12 protein-coding genes are annotated in these 16,836 nt (G+C 63.2%); 2 read left to right on the top strand and 10 right to left on the bottom strand.

Going from position 1 to position 16,836, the window contains the following annotated elements; translation table 11 throughout:
* Positions 1-233 precede the first annotated feature (233 nt).
* Entirely contained in the window at positions 234-2,432 is a 2,199-nt protein-coding gene (locus VGD45_RS33090; protein WP_331159694.1) for a TonB-dependent siderophore receptor, read from the bottom strand.
* Between the two features lie 226 nt (positions 2,433-2,658).
* Here VGD45_RS33090 and VGD45_RS33085 point away from each other — a divergent pair, with 226 nt between their 5' ends.
* On the top strand, positions 2,659-2,982 hold the full coding sequence (locus tag VGD45_RS33085) for a DMT family transporter (RefSeq protein WP_331159693.1): 324 nt from the start codon (positions 2,659-2,661) through the stop codon (positions 2,980-2,982).
* On the opposite strand, the gene VGD45_RS33080 is transcribed toward VGD45_RS33085, so the two are convergent.
* Together VGD45_RS33080 and VGD45_RS33075 are read right to left on the bottom strand one after the other, a co-directional pair.
* A complete protein-coding gene (locus VGD45_RS33080; RefSeq protein WP_331159692.1) occupies positions 2,974-4,815 on the bottom strand; it encodes a monovalent cation:proton antiporter-2 (CPA2) family protein in 1,842 nt (613 codons plus the stop codon). The two genes, VGD45_RS33085 and VGD45_RS33080, sit on opposite strands and share 9 nt — an antisense overlap.
* A 108-nt stretch (positions 4,816-4,923) precedes the next feature.
* On the bottom strand, positions 4,924-5,841 hold the full coding sequence (locus VGD45_RS33075) for a LysR family transcriptional regulator (RefSeq protein ID WP_331159691.1): 918 nt from the start codon (positions 5,839-5,841) through the stop codon (positions 4,924-4,926).
* A 133-nt stretch (positions 5,842-5,974) separates the two neighbouring features.
* Between VGD45_RS33075 and ligM the strand changes: the two genes are divergently transcribed.
* Positions 5,975-7,378 (top strand): vanillate/3-O-methylgallate O-demethylase, encoded by a 1,404-nt coding sequence (ligM, locus tag VGD45_RS33070; protein ID WP_331159690.1) that lies wholly within the window; start codon positions 5,975-5,977, stop codon positions 7,376-7,378.
* A gap of 5 nt (positions 7,379-7,383) precedes the next feature.
* Here ligM and VGD45_RS33065 read toward each other — a convergent pair whose 3' ends face one another.
* The 7 genes from VGD45_RS33065 to VGD45_RS33035 are packed head-to-tail and all read right to left on the bottom strand — an operon-like array spanning position 7,384 to position 16,790.
* On the bottom strand, positions 7,384-9,489 hold the full coding sequence (locus VGD45_RS33065; RefSeq protein WP_331159689.1) for a bifunctional diguanylate cyclase/phosphodiesterase: 2,106 nt from the start codon (positions 9,487-9,489) through the stop codon (positions 7,384-7,386).
* Positions 9,486-10,292 (bottom strand): hypothetical protein, encoded by an 807-nt coding sequence (locus tag VGD45_RS33060; protein ID WP_331159688.1) that lies wholly within the window; start codon positions 10,290-10,292, stop codon positions 9,486-9,488. Before VGD45_RS33060 ends, VGD45_RS33065 begins: the two co-directional genes overlap by 4 nt.
* On the bottom strand, positions 10,289-11,707 hold the full coding sequence (locus VGD45_RS33055) for a hypothetical protein (protein WP_331159687.1): 1,419 nt from the start codon (positions 11,705-11,707) through the stop codon (positions 10,289-10,291). Before VGD45_RS33055 ends, VGD45_RS33060 begins: the two co-directional genes overlap by 4 nt.
* The gene (locus tag VGD45_RS33050; protein ID WP_331159686.1) at positions 11,704-12,960 is read right to left on the bottom strand and encodes a right-handed parallel beta-helix repeat-containing protein; all 1,257 of its coding nucleotides are present in this window, start codon (positions 12,958-12,960) and stop codon (positions 11,704-11,706) included. The genes VGD45_RS33055 and VGD45_RS33050 overlap by 4 nt, the downstream gene beginning before the upstream one ends.
* The gene (locus VGD45_RS33045; protein ID WP_331159685.1) at positions 12,950-13,771 is read right to left on the bottom strand and encodes a class I SAM-dependent methyltransferase; all 822 of its coding nucleotides are present in this window, start codon (positions 13,769-13,771) and stop codon (positions 12,950-12,952) included. The genes VGD45_RS33050 and VGD45_RS33045 overlap by 11 nt, the downstream gene beginning before the upstream one ends.
* Complete coding sequence (locus VGD45_RS33040; RefSeq protein WP_331159684.1) at positions 13,768-15,210, bottom strand: glycosyltransferase family 2 protein; 1,443 nt, start codon at positions 15,208-15,210, stop codon at positions 13,768-13,770. Before VGD45_RS33040 ends, VGD45_RS33045 begins: the two co-directional genes overlap by 4 nt.
* A complete protein-coding gene (locus tag VGD45_RS33035; RefSeq protein ID WP_331159695.1) occupies positions 15,207-16,790 on the bottom strand; it encodes a B12-binding domain-containing radical SAM protein in 1,584 nt (527 codons plus the stop codon). The genes VGD45_RS33040 and VGD45_RS33035 overlap by 4 nt, the downstream gene beginning before the upstream one ends.
* Positions 16,791-16,836: the final 46 nt, after the last annotated feature.

The following is a 16,836-nucleotide window of genomic DNA, read 5'->3' as shown; positions in this document are numbered from 1 at the left end:
GGCGACGTTCGAGGTGACCTCCCTTCGTCCGGCATTGTCGAGAAAGAGGGACCTTTTCGGCAAAGTGCGCCCAGGGACGGGACCCGACGACGTCGCGCGATAGCGCGACTGAGGGGGAGCACGGTGTCGGAAGGAGGGAGGTCACCTCGGACGGCGCGAGCCACCGACGCCTCGAAATTTCGGCTCAGGGGATGGGCGGACACTGGACGAATCCAGGCCGCCCATCGTGCTGGTCAGAACTTGGTGGAGATCAGGAACTTGATCAATCGCGGGCCGCCCTGCGCGAGCAGGAAGCCGCCGGTCGATGCGAAGTAGCGCTCGTTGGTGAGGTTCTGCGCGTTCAGCTGGAACGTCATTTCCGCACCATTGACCTCGGTGTCGTACGCGAAGCCCGCGTCGTACAGCGTGTAGCCGGGCGCGAACGCCTGGTTCAACGAGTTCACCGCGCGGCGACCGGTGTGATAAGCGCCGGCAGTGACGCTGAAGCCTGGGAGCAGGGCGTCGAGACGATACTCACCGGCGATGGACCACGTGTCCTTCGCGGAGTTCTCGATGCGCTTGCCCACGGCCGTCGGCGACACGGTGACTGCGCCCGTGGTCGGATTGGTCGTGATGATCGTCGGCGCACCCGATTCCTGGACGGCGTCCAAGAACAACGCGCTGGCGTACAGCGACAGATCGCGGGTGATTTCGCCGCTGACGCTCAGCTCATAACCTTCGTAGTTGGCGCGGCCATCCTGCACATACAAGTTGGCGCCGTTCACGTAAGTCGAAGCGCGCTCGATTTCGAAGTACGCGGCCTGAACCAGCAAGCCACGCGTCGGCTCGATCTTCACGCCCGCTTCGCGCTGTTCGCTCTCCGTCGCCGGCAGCTGCACGCCTTGATTCAACGCAGTCGACGGTGCGCCCGGCGTCGATTCCAAGCCTTCGATGTACGTGCCATACACACTGATCCACGACAGCGGCTTGACCACCGCGCCGTAAGAAATCGACGTCGGCGATGCATCGAACGTGGTCGTATCCGTGGTGCGATTCGACTCCTCGTACTCCGACATACGCACGCCGCCCAGCAGCTGCAGCCACTCGGTGACCTTGATGCGATCGAAGAAGTAGTAGCCGATGTCGTCGATGCGCGTTTCATCGCCCGTGCGCACCGGCATGGCCGTTTCGGGAATGTCACGCGGGTTGAAGAAGTTTTGCGTGCAAGTCACGCGCGTGCCGCCAGGCCCGGGGCAAGTTGCGGGCACGGACGTCGAGTTGCTCGCGTCGCGCACGTTCTGTGACGCGCCGATCAGCACTTCGTGCGTCAGGAACCAGGTGTTGAACGTACCAGCCAGCTCGGCGCGCGTGTTTACGTTCTTGAAGGTGAGATCCGGCTGCAAGCTGATGGCCAGCGTGCCTTCGCCCGTCGTGAAATCGAGCGGGTTCAGTGTGTTGAAACGGCGGCTGCGCACCAGGTGCGACGTGCCGCCGCTGACAGTCAGGGCCCAGGCGTCGTTGATGCGCCAGTTGACCGTGCCGAGCACGTTGTATTCCTCGGCTTCGTTCTTGGCCCAGTCCGGACCGAAATTGGTCTCCGGGTCGATGAGCGGCGGCAACTGGACGGTCGGATACAGATTGTCGACCGTCGGCCGCGGCAGCGTGGTGAAACGGTACACGCCCGGCTCGTTGACCGTTTTGTAGATGTACTCGGCGTCGACGCTGAGGGTCAGCGAATCGGTCGGCTTGATATCGAATGCGCCGGATAACAGAGCGCGATGGCCGCGTGCGTTGTCGATGCCAGAGTCAACCGTGCCATACACAGCGTTGACGCGTGCGCCGAGAATTCCCGCCGTGCCGCCCACGTCTAGGTGACCGGTGAGCGCGCCGTATTGGTTGCCTGAAACATTCAGCGCCACGTACGGATCGAGCGTCGGCCGCTTCATCGTCAGATTGATGATACCGGCGGGCGTCGTAAAGCCGTAGTACAGAGCGGATGCGCCCTTGAGCGCCTCGACGCGATCTTTGTCCTCGAGTGGCAGATCGATCAGGTTGATGATGGGCAGGCTGCCGTTCAAGCGGAAGTTGCCGCGGTTTTCGACGTTGATGCCGCGGATCGCGAGGTTGCTGTAAACCGTCGGCGAGGTTTGCGAGCTGGTGACGCCGGCGGTGTTGCGCAAGGCGTCCAGCAGGCCTTGAGCCTGTTGCGCCTGGATCATTTCCAGCGGAATGACGCTGATGGTGAGCGGCGTGTCGAGCTGCTTGGCGCCGCGGAAGCTGCCGGCCTGCACCAGATCGGCGCTGTAGCTGTTCTTGCGGTCGGCGGTGACGACGATTTCTTCCAGCGTCGGTGACGCCGGTTGCGTTTCAGCCTCTTGCGCCGAAGCGGGCGTCGTCACCGTGGTCAAGACCGCCAGCACGCCGGCAGCCCCAGTAAAACGTGCAGTCATCATCAATCCACCCCATGTTTCGTTGGAACGAAGCTTGTTCTAGAGCAGCGAAACTCTGGACGATGAGCCGTAATACTGTCATGAAGCTGTCACTGGGAACCCGCAGCGGCGCAGGCGGTCGAAACCTCTGCGAACCCGAGTTCGGAACTACAAAACCCTACAACCGCCGGGACGACCCGGCCGGTTTTCATTAGCAAGAGGGACGACCCTCGCCATCATGGAGCGCTCCATGAATCAGGCTTGGGTCATGTTATTCATCGCCGGTCTGCTCGAAATTGGCTGGGCCATGGGCCTGAAGGCCACGCAGGGCTTTACTCGACCGGCGCCCACCATCCTCACTTTGCTGGCGCTGACCGGCAGCCTGCTGCTGCTCGCGCGAGCGGTGCAAGTGCTGCCGATAGGCACGGCCTACGCCATCTGGGTCGGCATCGGCGCGGCCGGCACGGTCGTGTTCGGCATTCTCCTGCATGGAGAAGGCGTGAGCCCGCTGAAACTTTTCAGTCTGATGGCGGTGCTCGGCGGCATCGTCGGGCTGAAGCTCAGCTCAGGATGACGCTGGTGACGCTGGGGCTCCGCTCGGCAGCTCGTTCAGCGATTTTCCTTCGGCGCGAGGCTTGCTGAACGGCGTCGGACGCGTCGGGGTTTGCGGCGTGTTACGAAGGATCATGCCGAAGCCTGCTTCGTAGCCGCCGCCGGCGACTTCGAGCGCGAACCGCTCGGCGTCGCGCTGGCGAATGCTCTCGACGACTTCGTCCGCTTCCGAGTCTTCGACGCCAAGATGACGTAGCGCCGCGCCACCGAACAACAGTGCGGATTCGAATGTTTCCCGGATGTGATAGTCGACGCCTGCGCCGACCAGCTGGCGTGCGTGCTCGCGGTCGAAGGCGCGCACCAGCAGCTTCGCTTGGGGAAACTCTGACCGCACTAGCTCGGCGATGCGGTCGGCGGTCTTGCGATTCTCGACACAGACGGCGATCTCGCGAGCTTTGCCCGCGCCGGATGCGCGCAGCACATCGAGCCGCGTGCCATCGCCGTAGTAGACGGTGAAACCGAAACTTTGCGCGGCGCGGATCATTTCGATGTCCGAATCGATGATGCTCACATCGACGCCGCGAGCGAGCAGGGCTTGGCTCACCACCTGGCCGAACCGGCCGAAGCCGATCATGAGCACGCTGCCATCGAGGCTGTCGGCGATCGGAATGCCCTCCATCGACTGTTGCGCCGGATGGATGAAGCGGCGGACCACGATGACGACCAGCGGCGTCAGTACCATCGAGAGCACCACGATCGCGGTGAAGTTTGCGTTGACCGTGGCGTCGATGAGGCCGCCGGCCGCGGCGGCGCTGTAGAGAACGAAGGCGAACTCGCCACCTTGCGCCATCAGAACAGCGCGATCCAACGCTTCGGCATGAGAGCTGCGGGTGAGGCGCGCGACGACGTAGATGCACAGCGCCTTGGTCACCATCATGGCGGGCACGACGGCGGCGATGAGCGCCCAGTTCTCGGCGACCACCGACAGATCGAGGCTCATGCCGACGGCGAGGAAGAACAATCCCAGCAGCAGGCCGCGAAATGGCTCGACGTCCGCTTCCAACTGGTGACGGAAGGTGGATTCGGACAGCAGCACGCCGGCGAGGAAGGCGCCCATGGCCATGGACAAGCCGCCTTTCTCCATCAACAGCGCCGAGCCCAGCACGACCAGCAACGCGGCCGCGGCCATGACTTCGCGAGTGCGTGTGGCAGCAAGGAGGCTGAAGAGCGGATTGAGAAGCCAGCAGCCAGCGGCAATCAACGCAGCCAGCGCGCCGATCCCCGTGACGATTCCGAGCCACTGCGCCGTCCCTGTTTCTGCAACGGCCGTCGGCGAGAGGAAACTCACCAGCGCGAGCAGCGGCACGATCAGCAGATCCTCGAACAGCAGCACCGACACCATCTTCTGGCCGTGGGGAAGAGCGATGTCGCCGCGTTCGGCGAGCAACTGCATGACGATGGCGGTGGATGTGAGCACGAAGCCAGCGCCGCCGATGAATGCCACCACCGGCGTCAAGCCGAAGGCAATGCCAACGCCGGTGAGGCCAAGCGTGCATGCAGCGATCTGCAGCGTGCCGAGGCCGAAGATCTGCCGACGCAGATGCCAAAGGTGCGAGGGCCGCATCTCGAGACCGATGATGAAAAGAAACATCACCACGCCCAATTCGGCGAACTGCAGGATGGCGTGTGGATCGGAAAACAGGCCGAGGCCGAACGGGCCGATCAGCAGGCCGGCAGCGAGATACCCCAGCACGGAGCCGAGGCCGAGCCGGCGGAACAGTGGAACGGCGACGACGGCTGCGCCCAGCAGGGCCACCGCGCTAACCAGCATATTGGAATCGTGTTCGGGAGCCATTTCTCGAGCCTTCGCAGATTCTCGCGCGCAGAGCGCGGGCGGCCCATGATATTCGCCCTGGGCCGCGGTTGCTGTTATGTGTTCCTGCTACTTGCCAATCCCTTGGGCTCAGCGCGGCTTCGCGGGCCGCTGAAAGAGTTCGGCGACGACAGAGCGTAGCCAGCGATTGCGCTCGTCGTGGTGGAACTTCCGATGCCAGAACTGCTTCAAGTCGATGCGCGGCGGGTCGAAGGGCAGGCCGACGACGCGGAGTTGCGCCGAGACGCGCGAGAAGTAGCGTGCCAGCGGCTCGGGCACAGTCACGATCAGATCGGACTGCGCAACGATGATGGGCGCACTGGAGAAGTGGGGCGTCGTCAGCACCACCTGCCGGCGCAGCTTCTTGCGAGCCAGATACCGCTCGATCACTTCTTCAGTGCGGCTCTCCGCCCGAACCACGGCATGCTCGAGCTGCAGGTACTGCTTCAATGTGAGCTTGCTCGCAGTCACAGGATGGTCGGCGCGCAGCAGGCTGGCGAACGTATCCGAGAACAGGGTCTGCTGAAAGAAGTTGTGCTTCTTCAGGTCCGGGAAGTAACCCATCGCGAGATCGATGGTCCCAGCCTCCAAGCCCGCCGCGACATCGTTGGCCGGCAGGCTCACGGCGCGGACCGCTGCGCGAGGGGCGAGGCGACGCAGCTGCTTCAACAGCGAGGGCAGGAACACGACTTCTCCCACATCGGAAAGAGCGAGGCTGACGGTCTGATTGCTCGTCGCCGGATCGAAGGTCGGCGCCGCGACGATGTCCGATCCGACCCGTCCGAGCACGAATCGCGCCGATTCGACCAGCGACAGCGCGCGGGGCGTCGGTTGCATGTTATTGCCGGAGCGCACGAAGAGCGGATCGTTGAAGAACTCACGCAGCTTGGCCAATGCTGCGCTCACCGCCGGCTGACTCTTGCCCAGTTTCACGGCCGCGCCGCTCACACTGCGGGACTCATCGAGAGCCACCAGCGCATATAGAAGGTTCAGGTCCAACTCGCTCACGATCGCCCCCTTCAACGCAAGACCCCATTATCAGTTTATCGAATACAGCGAATATAAAGGATCCCGTTGCCGGATCCGGCACGCCCGTCCGAACATCGACCATGGTCGATGATTTCGTGGCAAGGGGGAAGAGATGACGCGGTCGTTGGAGCAACTATTGAAGGATGCCGGCAACCCGGTGCAGTTGCTGCGTAACTCGCAGCTCGGCGCGTACGTGTATCCGGTGGTGCCGACCGAGTTCAGCAATTGGCGCAGCGAGCAGCGGGCCTGGCGCGAGAGCGCGGTGCTGTTCGATCAGTCGCATCACATGGCCGAGATCACTCTCAAAGGGCCGGACGCCCTCAAGCTGTGCTCGTACACGACCATCAACAGTTTCAACAACTTCGCGCCCGGCAAGGCCAAGCAGATGGTGCCGGTCAGCTACGACGGTTTCGTCATCGGCGACGGCATTCTGTTCTATCTGGCGCAGGACGAGCTGCTGTTCGTGGGGCGCGCGCCGACGGTGAACTGGTTGCAGTTCCATGCCGAGACGGGCGGCTTCAAGGTGGACTTCGTGCGCGACGATCGCTCGCCGTCGCATCCCAACGGCAATGCGGTCCGGCGGCGGCATTATCGCTATCAGATCCAGGGCCCGAAGGCGGCGCAAGTGCTCGAGCGACTGCACGGCGGTCCGTTGCCCGAAATCAAGTTCTTCAACTTCGGCACGATCAACATCAAGGGCCGCGAGGTTCGCGCGCTTCGCCATGGCATGGCGGGCGAGCCGGGCCTGGAGATCTGGGGACCTTACGACCAACGCGACGAGGTTCGCGCCGCCATTCTGGAAGCGGGCAAGGACGTTGGCATCGTCGCGGTGGGCTCACGCACGTATGCGAGCAACACGCTCGAATCTGGCTGGATTCCCTCGCCGCTGCCCGCCGTGTACACGGGCGCGAGCATGCAGAAGTACCGCGAGTGGCTGCCGGCCGCCGGCTATGAAGGCACCGGTTCGATCGGCGGCAGCTTCGTCTCCGACAACATCGAAGATTATTATCTGACGCCGTACGAGCTGGGCTACGGACCGTTCGTGAAGTTCGATCACGACTTCATCGGCCGCGAGGCGCTGGATCGGATGATGAAGGAGGGCCGGCCGCAGCGTCGCAAAGTCACGTTCGAGTGGCATGGCGAGGATCTCGCCAAGGTGTTTGCCTCGTTGTTCGACCGCGAGCGCGAGCCGTACAAGTTCTTCGATCTGCCCATCGCGAATTATGCGTCGGCCTCGTACGACAGCGTGCTCGCCAACGGCAAAGTCGCGGGCTTCTCCATGTTCACCGGCTACAGCTACAACGAGCGCTGCGGCTTGTCATTGGGCGTAGTCGATGCCGACGTCCAAGTGGGTGACGAGCTGACGTTGTTGTGGGGAGAGGAAGGAGGCGGCACACGCAAGCCCACGGTGGAGCCGCATCGTCAATGTGAGATTCGCGTGAAGGTCGCGCCTGTGCCTTATTCTCGGGATGCGCGCGAGACCTACAAGCAAGGATGGCGAACTCGCCAGCCGTAAAGTGATCAGTCGTGCTCCGCCGCCTTGCGGCGGAGCTCCTCGGCCACTTCCTCGGCCGGCAGCATGAGCGTCTCGTCGGAAAGCACGACGGCTTCGGAAATGGTGGGCGATTCATCGTCCGACTCGCCGGCGCTGACGGCCTGCTTGACCGAGGGCAAGGAGCTGTCGGCATTGCGCAGGACTTGGAAAGCCTCTTCGGCTTCGAGCGCGCCATAGTAGAAATATCCTTGCGCGTAGTCGCATCCCATCTTCTGCAGATCCTTCGCGGCGGCGTCGGTCTCGACGATTTCGGCCACCGATTTCAGTCCCAGGCTCGACGTCATCTGCACGATGGCCGCAGCGATAGCGCTGTTGGCGTGGGCGCTGCCGGCGCGGTCCACGAAAGGTCGGTCGATCTTCACGTAACTGAACGGGAACAGCTGCAGGTAGCTCAGCGACGAATAGCCGGTGCCGAAGTCGTCGAGCATCATTTCCACGCCCAGACTGTGCAGCCCGTCGAGAATGTCACGCGCAGCGCCGGGGTTGCTGATGAGGCCGCCTTCGGTCAGTTCGAGCTTGAGGTTTTGCGCCGGCGTGCCGGTCTCTTTCAATACGCGCGCCACGAAAGATGTGAACTCCGGATCGCGCAGGGCCGCCGCCGAAACATTCACGGTGAGGTAAAAATCTCGCTCGCGCGGCAATCGGTGTCGCCATTCCGCAGCAAGCGTGCAGACCTGCTGAATGGTCCAGCGCGTGATGGGAACGATCAAACCGACTTCTTCGGCGAGACCCAGGAACTTGTCCGGCGTCAGCATGCCTTCGATGGGATGCCGCCAGCGCAACAGCGATTCCGCGCCGGCCACGCGTCGATTGCGCAGATCGACGATGGGCTGATACATCATGTGCAGCTCACGACGCTGAAGCGCGACGTGCAGGTCGGCTTCCAGGCTGACCAGGCTCGCGGCGCTACCGCCCATCGCGGGTTGATACGCAACGGCGGTGGCAGTGTCATGTTTTTTCGCGACCGACAGGGCGATGTCCGCTTCACGCACGGCTTCTTCGGCGCGCTGCAGGCCGGAGTCGATACACGTGACACCGACTCGAGCGGCGGCGTTGAGACGATGTTTACGCAACTCGAACGGCTGTTGCAGTTCTGCTTGCAGTACGCCGGCGATGTCGAGGGCGGCATCGGTGGATGCAACGTCGAACACCAATACCGCGAATTGATCGCCGCTCCATCGTGCCAGCACGCATTCGAGCTTCGCCGTCGCTTTCTGGAATCGGCGCGCGGCCTGCACGACCAGTTCGTCACCCGCGGTGTGACCGAGCGAATCGTTGATGAGCTTGAAACGATCGATATTGATGAGCATCACCGCGAGGCGCTTGCGACGTCGTGTGCGAACTTCGCGCAGCGCGCGGTCGAGCTGGTCCATGAAGTAGCGCCGGTTCGGCAGGCCGGTGAAAGCATCGTGATAACGAGAGTGCTCGAAGCTCTGCTGCAAGTTCTCGCGCTCTTCGATTTCCATCGCGAGCTTGCGATTGCTCGCCTGCAGCTGTCGACGGGAGAGGGCGAGCGCGTCGCGCGCGCGATGCAGGCTGTGCACGAGATCGTGAGTGGCGAAAGCCAGCAGCCAAGCCACGACCGCTAACAATGCAATCGCGGCGGCAAGCTCGCGCGCCGGGTACCAACCGTCCTTGGGTCGCAGCGCGAGCTGCACCCATCCGCCGGGCAATTCCTCCGCGTACGCTTCGGGCAGGCGAATACGACTCACGATGGCGTCGTCGAGCGGCTCGATCCTGCTGCTGACGAATATTCTCGGTGCGCTTCCCGCGCTATCCACCTTCGACAGCTCGAAGTCATAATCGGCATCGACCAGCCGGGTCAGCTGCAGCTTGGAAAGCAGCTGATCCAGCTCCGCGCCCGCGCCTTGCTGACGCTGAGCAAGCGCTGACAGCTGCCGTTCGATGGAGCGGCTATAGGTCGTGACCAGCGTTCCCGCCGTGGAGCGCATCTGTTCCGCGCGCTCGTTGACGCTCAGTGCGATCAAGCGGCCACCGGCCAGCACGACGACGGCCAGCACCACCAGGGTGAGCCCCCATTGCGAGCCGCGCTTGAAGAACGAAAGTTTCATTGCCCTCGCGAGCCCAGGAACGCGGTGAAGGTCAACGTCACCGTGATTTTCTCGCTGTCGGAGACTTTGAGGTAATCGCCCAACAGTTGCAGCTCGCCGCGCTTGAAGGTCTTGCCGATGCCCAGGAAGCCTTGCGTCGAATGGGTCGGCGGCACGATCACGCCCGGCAGAGGGACCAGAACCGCTGGATTCGCGGTGCCCGTGGAGCCGCCGGCCAGCCAGTTGATGTATTTGCCATAGTAGTCGGCGCGCCCGCTGGTGAGCTCGGTGCCCAAATTGCCGCTGACCGACTTTGCATAGGAAACATTGGTCACGAAACGTGGCGTCCAGACGTAAGTCAGCCCCAACTTGGGCAGATTGCCGTCCGTGGTATCGATCTCGAACTGCTTCGTCTCGAGCTGCACGGATAATTTGCTGGTGAGCGCCTGGCTGATGCCGAGGACCCCCACGCGATAGTCGAACTTGCGGCCAACGTCGTCACCCTCGCCGTAGTAGGCCTCGGCCAGGACGTTGAAGCGGGAGCTGGCTTCGCCGCGGCCCCACGCGCCGCGCAGCGAACCGTAAGTCAGCTTTGTGTCTTCGACGAACGTATGATCCACACCGGCGCCGCCGATTGCATTGGGCGTGAAGTAATGCAGATAGCTCAGCGCACCGCCGCCGCCATCGGCATCCGAGTCCCGGAAGTTCGAGCGATTGCCGCTGAGAGACAGCTTGTCCGGCGGACGCGCGTCGATCTCTGCGGCAGTGGCGGGCGCGACAGCCGCGATCGACGTGAGACACAGGGCGGTGAGAGCAAGCCTCATGGGGGTGTCACCAACGTTGAATTGGAGATGCTGTTCTTCGGAGCGTCGGCGAGCGATCCGCCCGCGATGTTGCTGCGCTCGCCAATGGCCGCGCGTCCCATGGGAAGGAACGCGACGATGTAGAGGCGCTCATCTTCACCAGGCAGCGGCGTGGCGGAGCAGGTGACCTGGTAGACGCGCGGGCCGATCTCGATGTGCATCTTGCGTCGGCCGGTGAGACCGGGTTCCCACCAGCGGGGCGGCATGCCACCGAGCGAGAGCAGCTGTCCGGCGTCGGCATCCTTGTCGAGCGCGGCGAACAAGGCCTGCGCGGGTTTGTTGAAAGAAAGCAGGCGCCCCTGCGAATCGACGACCAGCATGGCCTGACCGCTCACATCGAGCGCCGCGTGCGCGGTGAACTCTTCGGTCTTGTCCTGAATGACCACGAGCGCGAAACGTCGTCCCGTTTGCGTGAGGTGACGCACCTGGACCTCGGTCGCGCGCAGCCGATCGTCAACCTTGATCATGCTCAGCGGCACCACGCCGCCGGCGCCCGTGATCAGCTCCTGCACCATCTCGGGATAGGAGAAGCGAATGGTCTCGAACAGCGAGCGGCCGGACAGGGACTCACCGCTCTGGAACTTCGATGCCCGCGTGCTGGCGCACACCACCTGCAGCGTATCGCTGTCGATGAGCAGCGCGGGAAACGGCATCGCTTCGATCAACGTCGTCCAGAACTCCTGGCCGCGCTCGGCCTCGGCGCGTGCGACATCGACGTGCGAGTGCAGTCGCTCGAAGATCGTCCCGAGATATTCGGCAGCGACCGCGCAAGCAAACATCACGATCGCAAAGACTTGCAGCAGCACCGCGTAGAACGCGGAGGGCGCATAGAAGCCGGGGAAGGGTGAGCTTGCGGCCGCGCCTTGCTGACCCAGGATCACGGCGAGCGATGAGCCGACAGTATTGAGACCTGGCACGTACCAACGCAGCTCGGGCGCCTGCGCCAGCGCTACGACCGCGGTCACCACTATCGCGAGCAGCGCCATCAAATACGGTTGCCAGCGAGATAAAAAGATCGCGCCCACCACGGGCAGGACGAACACCATCAGGAAGGCGGGGTTCTGCAAGCCGCCCGCGTTCATCCACACGAAACCGACCACGACGATGCCCGCCACGTGCAGCAGCGTGAGCACGGGCCGACGTTCGCCCACGCGCACGGGTTTGCCGACGACCGTGAATGCAATGTGGATCGCACCGAGCGCAAGCAACCCCAGGCAGGCGGCGACAAAGTTGATATCCAGCGAGCTGACCAGCCAGGGCACGACCGTCGCCAGCAGGATGGCGAAGATGGTCAGCAGCCACGTGTCATCCAACAGATGGATGCGTGGATCGCTCCACGTCGGCGCGGGCATCAGCTGGGTGTCGCCGATGTTCATCGCTGCACGACTCCATCGGAGGGCGCTTTCGCACCGCCGGCCGCGACTGTCGCCGGGCCCATCTTGAAATTGTTGCCTTCGAGGAACGGAGCAGAGCGAATCTTCTCGCCGCCGCCGTCGGGCTCGAAGTCGATCACCTTGAGCGGCAGCCCGCGCGGCCGCATCACTTGATTGCCACGCAGAATGGGCGAGTCGCCGATCACGTCGATGCCGGTGACTTTCGGCTCGATGATGGTGTTGTCGATGGCGCTGCTGGGATTGCGCGGCGTTCCGAGTACGAACGCCAGCCCATAGCCGCTGTTATGAATCCGATTGCCGCGGACCAGCGTGTCGGCCGAGCCTTTGAGCATGATGCCGTAGGCGGCGAGGCCGTCGAACTCGTTCTCTTCGATGACCGCGCCGCGCGCGTTTTCGGCGACGATGCCCATGGCGGCGCCGCGGCTGATGCGATTGCCGCGCGCCACTGCGCCTGTGCCCATCAACTGCATGGCCGCCTCCTGCGAGTCGAGCAGCTCGTTACGTTCGATCAGCACGGATACATTGGCGGTGATGATGCCGATGCGCTCCTTGGTGAAGCGATTGTCGCGAATGCCGATCGCGCCACCGGCGTTATCGGGCTCGCTGCGCACCGCCCAGAGACCGGCGTCGCGGTGCCCCGCGAATTCGTTTTTCACGACCAGGGCATTGCGATTGGAAGCGGCAAAGCGCACGCCGACGCGGTTGCCCGCGAAGCGATTGCGCTCCAGCAGGATCTGTTTGGAATTCTCGGCGACGTCGACGCCGACGTCGCAGGACTCGATCGTGGTCGTTTGTAACTTGAAGCGCTCGGCGCGCAATACGATGGCGGTCGCCCTGCAGTTACGAATCCTCACGCTCTCGATGGAGACATTCGCGCCGCCGACATCGAGTACTGGGCCGGTGGGCAACGAACTACCGTCGATCTCGGTGGCTCGCTCGCCGCCCACGAGACGGATGCCGCGCGCGTTGGCGAGCGGGGGCAAGGTCGAAGCCAGTGTAATCTTCGGCACCTTGAGCGCGATGACGACCGGGGTATCGGCCGCTGACGCCTTGAACAGTGCTTCGCGCAGCGTGCCCGGCCCCCGATCGTTGCCGCTGGTGACATCGATCGACGCCGTGTTGGTGGCCGTGCCCGGTGTTTTCTGGCGCGACTCATACCAGTAACCCAGCCCGACGAACACGACGAGCAGCACGAAGACGGCGATGGAAATGGTGGAGCGACGGCTAAGCGGCATTGGCGCCTCCGGTACGCTGCAAGACAAACACCGCATGCCAGGACTGTTGCACGGCGACCCTGCCGAAAATCACATCGATGGGCGTCGACAGCAGCGTCACGGCCGCGACCGCCGACACGGCGAGCGGTCGTGGCAATCGCCGCAAGTGTGGCAACAACCATGTCTTGAAAGGCGCCGGATCGACGCCGCTGATCGCACGCAGCTCGACTCCGGCCTGGGCGAAGAGATCCAGGTAAACGTGCCGCTGACGGGCCCGGAACACAGTGGTGTCGCAATGGTCGGCGATGCTCACGGGCGCTGCCTCCAGCAACACCATCCGTCCGCCGGGCGCCAGATGCTCGGTCATTCGCTGCACCGCTGACTTGAGCGCCTCGGGATCCAGAATGTGCTGGAGCACCGTGACCCCGAGAATCAGGTCGAATGTTTCACCGGCATCGAGATGCGCGAGGTCCTGCACCAGGAAACGACATCGGCTGGAAACGTTTTTCAGCTCCGCGCGCCTTCTGGCTTCCGCGATCATGGTGGGACTCAAGTCCATGCCTGTGACGATGCCACCGCGTCCGGCCAGAAGTGTGCTCCATCGTCCCACGCCGCAACCGACATCGAGCACCCGAGTGCCTGGCGTGATGCCGAGCCACGGGCGCAGCGCCAGGTACTGGCTGTAATGGATCATGCGGTTGTAGAACTCCGGCATGCCATACGAGCACACGGCAGCGAGGCCCGAGCCCTCGACCGCGAAACGACGGGCGCGATCTTCCCAGTAATGGTGGGGCAGGTAGTGATCGGGCGCTGGCGCCCCACGAGCGTTCATGAAGCCCTCCGCATGAGACTCGTTTTCTCCTCCAGCGGCAGGGTGGTGCTGGCGCTTGGCAGCGGTTCGTAGTGATCGCGATAGAGCCGACGGCCCCACAGCCTCACCGCCACCCAGTTGACGTAGCCGACCGTCATCGGCGCGATGTGAGTAATGGCGTAGAACAAATACAGCGGCACGATGGGCGCGATGTAGGCTCGCTCCTGTTTGGGCACCACCGTGAACAACGCGAACACACCGAGAGCGAGATAGCTGCCGATGGCCGCGATGAAGTAAGTAGGATTGATCAGCGCGTTGCGTGGAAACACGTTGGCCAGGAACAGATTGTCGAAGCCACTGATGAAGCTAAGGACCAGCAGCAGCGCGCTGATGATCTTCAGGGGATGTACGATCAGTGACAGCCCCCCCAGATAGACCACGAAGTGATACATGGCGAACGGCGTGCGTTTGCTGATGCGCCAGATCTCGCTGAAGCGCTCGATGTAGACCTTCAACAGCCCGTAATACCAGCCCACGCGCTGCGAGAACCAGCGCCGCACGTTGCCGGGACCTTCGGTGCTGACCACCAGCCGGCCATCGTAATAAATGCGTTCGCCATGGCTCAGCAGGATCAGCGCGTTCTGCAGATCCTCGGCGTAGACCGACTGACTGTGTTCGGAGAGCGCGCGTTCCAGGGCGTTGCGACGATAACAGGAGACACCCGAGGTGATGCTGTAATCCGCGAGGCTTTCGCGACCGATACGAAAGGCCAGCGCGTATTCGAACGCCTGGAAGCGCGCGAGGAAACCGTCCGGCTCGATCATGACTCGCGGGCAGACCGCGGCGGCGCCGGATTGCTGGAAGTCGCGAACGAATCGTTCGAAGTCGATGCGGCTGCCGCCGTTCTTGTCGCGGATCCGGATGTCAGGATCCACGACCATGACGGTCTCGATGTGCGGCGGCAGCCGTTCCAACAAACGTTTGATGGCGCCTGGCTTGCGGCGATTCACGCCGTCATCGAAGCAACGCCAGCCGGCGTGACGCAGGCGAAGCACGGTCGCGTCCGTCGAGCCGTCACTGATGAGCCAGACTTTGTCGCGATAGGGCGCGAAAGCGTCCATGAACTCATCGAGCAGCGGCTCCAGATTGTGAATGGAGGCGATGATGGCGTACGGCCGCACCGGCACGAGCTGGCGTGCTCCCGTCGGCAGCGCGGCGGACAAGTCGATGGAGAGGTGCCGATTCTCTTCGGTGGGAGCCGTGGCGATGTGCCTGCGTCGCACGTGCAGACGCAGGATGAAATCCAGAGCGTCGGTGTAGACGATCAGATTCGCCAGCCCATAGACCAGCAGCGAGAAGCTCGCGGTCTGCAGATTCGCCGCGGACAGAGCAATCCACCCTGCCAGCAGCGCGCAGACCCCCAGCGGCGCCAGCAGGCTCCAGGGAGTGTTGAATTTCACGCCATCGCGACGGCGCGTGCGGCCGTCGCCCTCCGAACTTGGGGTAAGCGGGATTCCAGCTCGGCCCGCACTTCCTGCTCGGAGGCGACAATGATTCCGTGCTGGGCGAGCACCGGCACGCCAGCCAGAATCCACACCAGCGAACGCAGACGCGAGGGCAGGTGAGCGGCGCGTGGCTGCAGCTCCGCCAGCATCGCTTCGAAGTTCCGCTCGATCTGCAATATCACTTCGCGAACCACCGGATCGATCGGCAGGATCTTGGCGGCCTGCTGCCATTCGATGTCGGTGCCCTCTACGTGCCGGTGGGCGTATTCAGTGTGCGGTCGAAGCGTCGGATCGCGCGCGAATGCGGCGCCAGAGAACGGAATCACATAGGGATACATGCCGATCTCACAACCTTGCCGCAGCCATCGATAGGCTTCGCTCAGCGTCTCGGCCACATCTTCCAGCGTGGCGCGCGGCGAGCTGAGGATCAGATCGAGAAACGGCGTGATGCCTAGCTGCAGCGTCGCGCTCAGCATCGGCTCGATGTGACGGTGGATCTGTCCCTTGTTGAACTCATTGAGCACGTTGCGCGAGAAGTTTTCGATGCCGAAGCCAAGCACGCGGAACCCCGCTCGGCGCATCGCGCTCAGGCGTTCTTCGGTCATCGCGTCGATGCGATTGGTGCTGATGAACTGCAGATGCTTCGGCAGCTCCCCGGCCTCCTTGGCGGCGACGATGCCTTCGCACAACGGCAGGACCCGACGGTCTTTGGAGAAGACGAAAATGTCGTCCTGAAAGATGATGGTCCGCACGCGCGGATGCGTCGCGACGATGCGCTTGATCATCGTGAGACATTCTTCGGCGTCCAGTCGCGCGATCGAGGCTACCGTCCCCTGTGCCTCGTGCAGGAAATTGGTCGAGGAACAGAACGTGCAGCCCATGGGGCAGTAGTTCAATGTGATCAAACGTACGGAGCGAATCTCGGCGAGCGCCGCTTCGCGCGCCGCTTTGGTGGGCAGGCCGCCGACGCGATAGGCTGCTTCGAGGCGATCCCAATAAGCCTCGTACGGCATGCTTTCGTACGGCGTGCAAAAGATGGCGGCGCGCAGCTCGTCATGAGTCATCGCCATTTGCGGCAGTCGAAGCAGCGTGCCATCGGCGCGGCGCTCGACGGTTCCGACGATTCCGCCGAGTGGCTGTTGCGATCGAAGTCGCTCGGCGATCTCGAGCAGCGGACGTTCGCCTTCGCCGAGAATCACGCGATCGAACGGCCCGAGATCGAACATCAGCTCGGGGCGGAACGTCGCTTCCATCCCACCTGCGACCATGAACGCCTTGGGCGCGAGCCGGCGGGCGAGGTGCGCCAGCTCCAGATCGAACTTCAAAGTCATGCCGGTCGTGGAAACGCCGATCACGTCCCACGTATCGCGCAATATTTCTTTTTCGAGCGCGCGCTCGGGCGGCCCCACGCAACAGTTGGGATCGAAAACTTTTACATCCACCCCTCGCTCGGCCAGGACTCCGGCCAATCGCCACACGCCCAGAGGCGGCGCTAGAAAGGTGTACTCCCCGCAGTGTGGATCATAGGGACCCACTAAGAGAAATTTGGGCAAGATGGCACCCGAACTTCTGACTTGTAAA

Origin of the sequence: Steroidobacter sp. (assembly GCF_036402275.1) — a bacterium.
In the GTDB taxonomy this organism is placed as follows: Bacteria; Pseudomonadota; Gammaproteobacteria; order Steroidobacterales; family Steroidobacteraceae; genus Steroidobacter.
This window is presented reverse-complemented; position numbering and strand designations above follow the sequence as displayed.

Coding starts and splice junctions, on each gene's coding strand:
- VGD45_RS33090 (WP_331159694.1), bottom strand. CDS start 2,432: ATGATGACTGCACGTTTTACTGGGGCTGCCGGCGTGCTGGCGGTCTTG.
- VGD45_RS33085 (WP_331159693.1), top strand. CDS start 2,659: ATGAATCAGGCTTGGGTCATGTTATTCATCGCCGGTCTGCTCGAAATT.
- VGD45_RS33080 (WP_331159692.1), bottom strand. CDS start 4,815: ATGGCTCCCGAACACGATTCCAATATGCTGGTTAGCGCGGTGGCCCTG.
- ligM (WP_331159690.1), top strand. CDS start 5,975: ATGACGCGGTCGTTGGAGCAACTATTGAAGGATGCCGGCAACCCGGTG.
- VGD45_RS33065 (WP_331159689.1), bottom strand. CDS start 9,489: ATGAAACTTTCGTTCTTCAAGCGCGGCTCGCAATGGGGGCTCACCCTG.
- VGD45_RS33060 (WP_331159688.1), bottom strand. CDS start 10,292: ATGAGGCTTGCTCTCACCGCCCTGTGTCTCACGTCGATCGCGGCTGTC.
- VGD45_RS33055 (WP_331159687.1), bottom strand. CDS start 11,707: ATGAACATCGGCGACACCCAGCTGATGCCCGCGCCGACGTGGAGCGAT.
- VGD45_RS33050 (WP_331159686.1), bottom strand. CDS start 12,960: ATGCCGCTTAGCCGTCGCTCCACCATTTCCATCGCCGTCTTCGTGCTG.
- VGD45_RS33045 (WP_331159685.1), bottom strand. CDS start 13,771: ATGAACGCTCGTGGGGCGCCAGCGCCCGATCACTACCTGCCCCACCAT.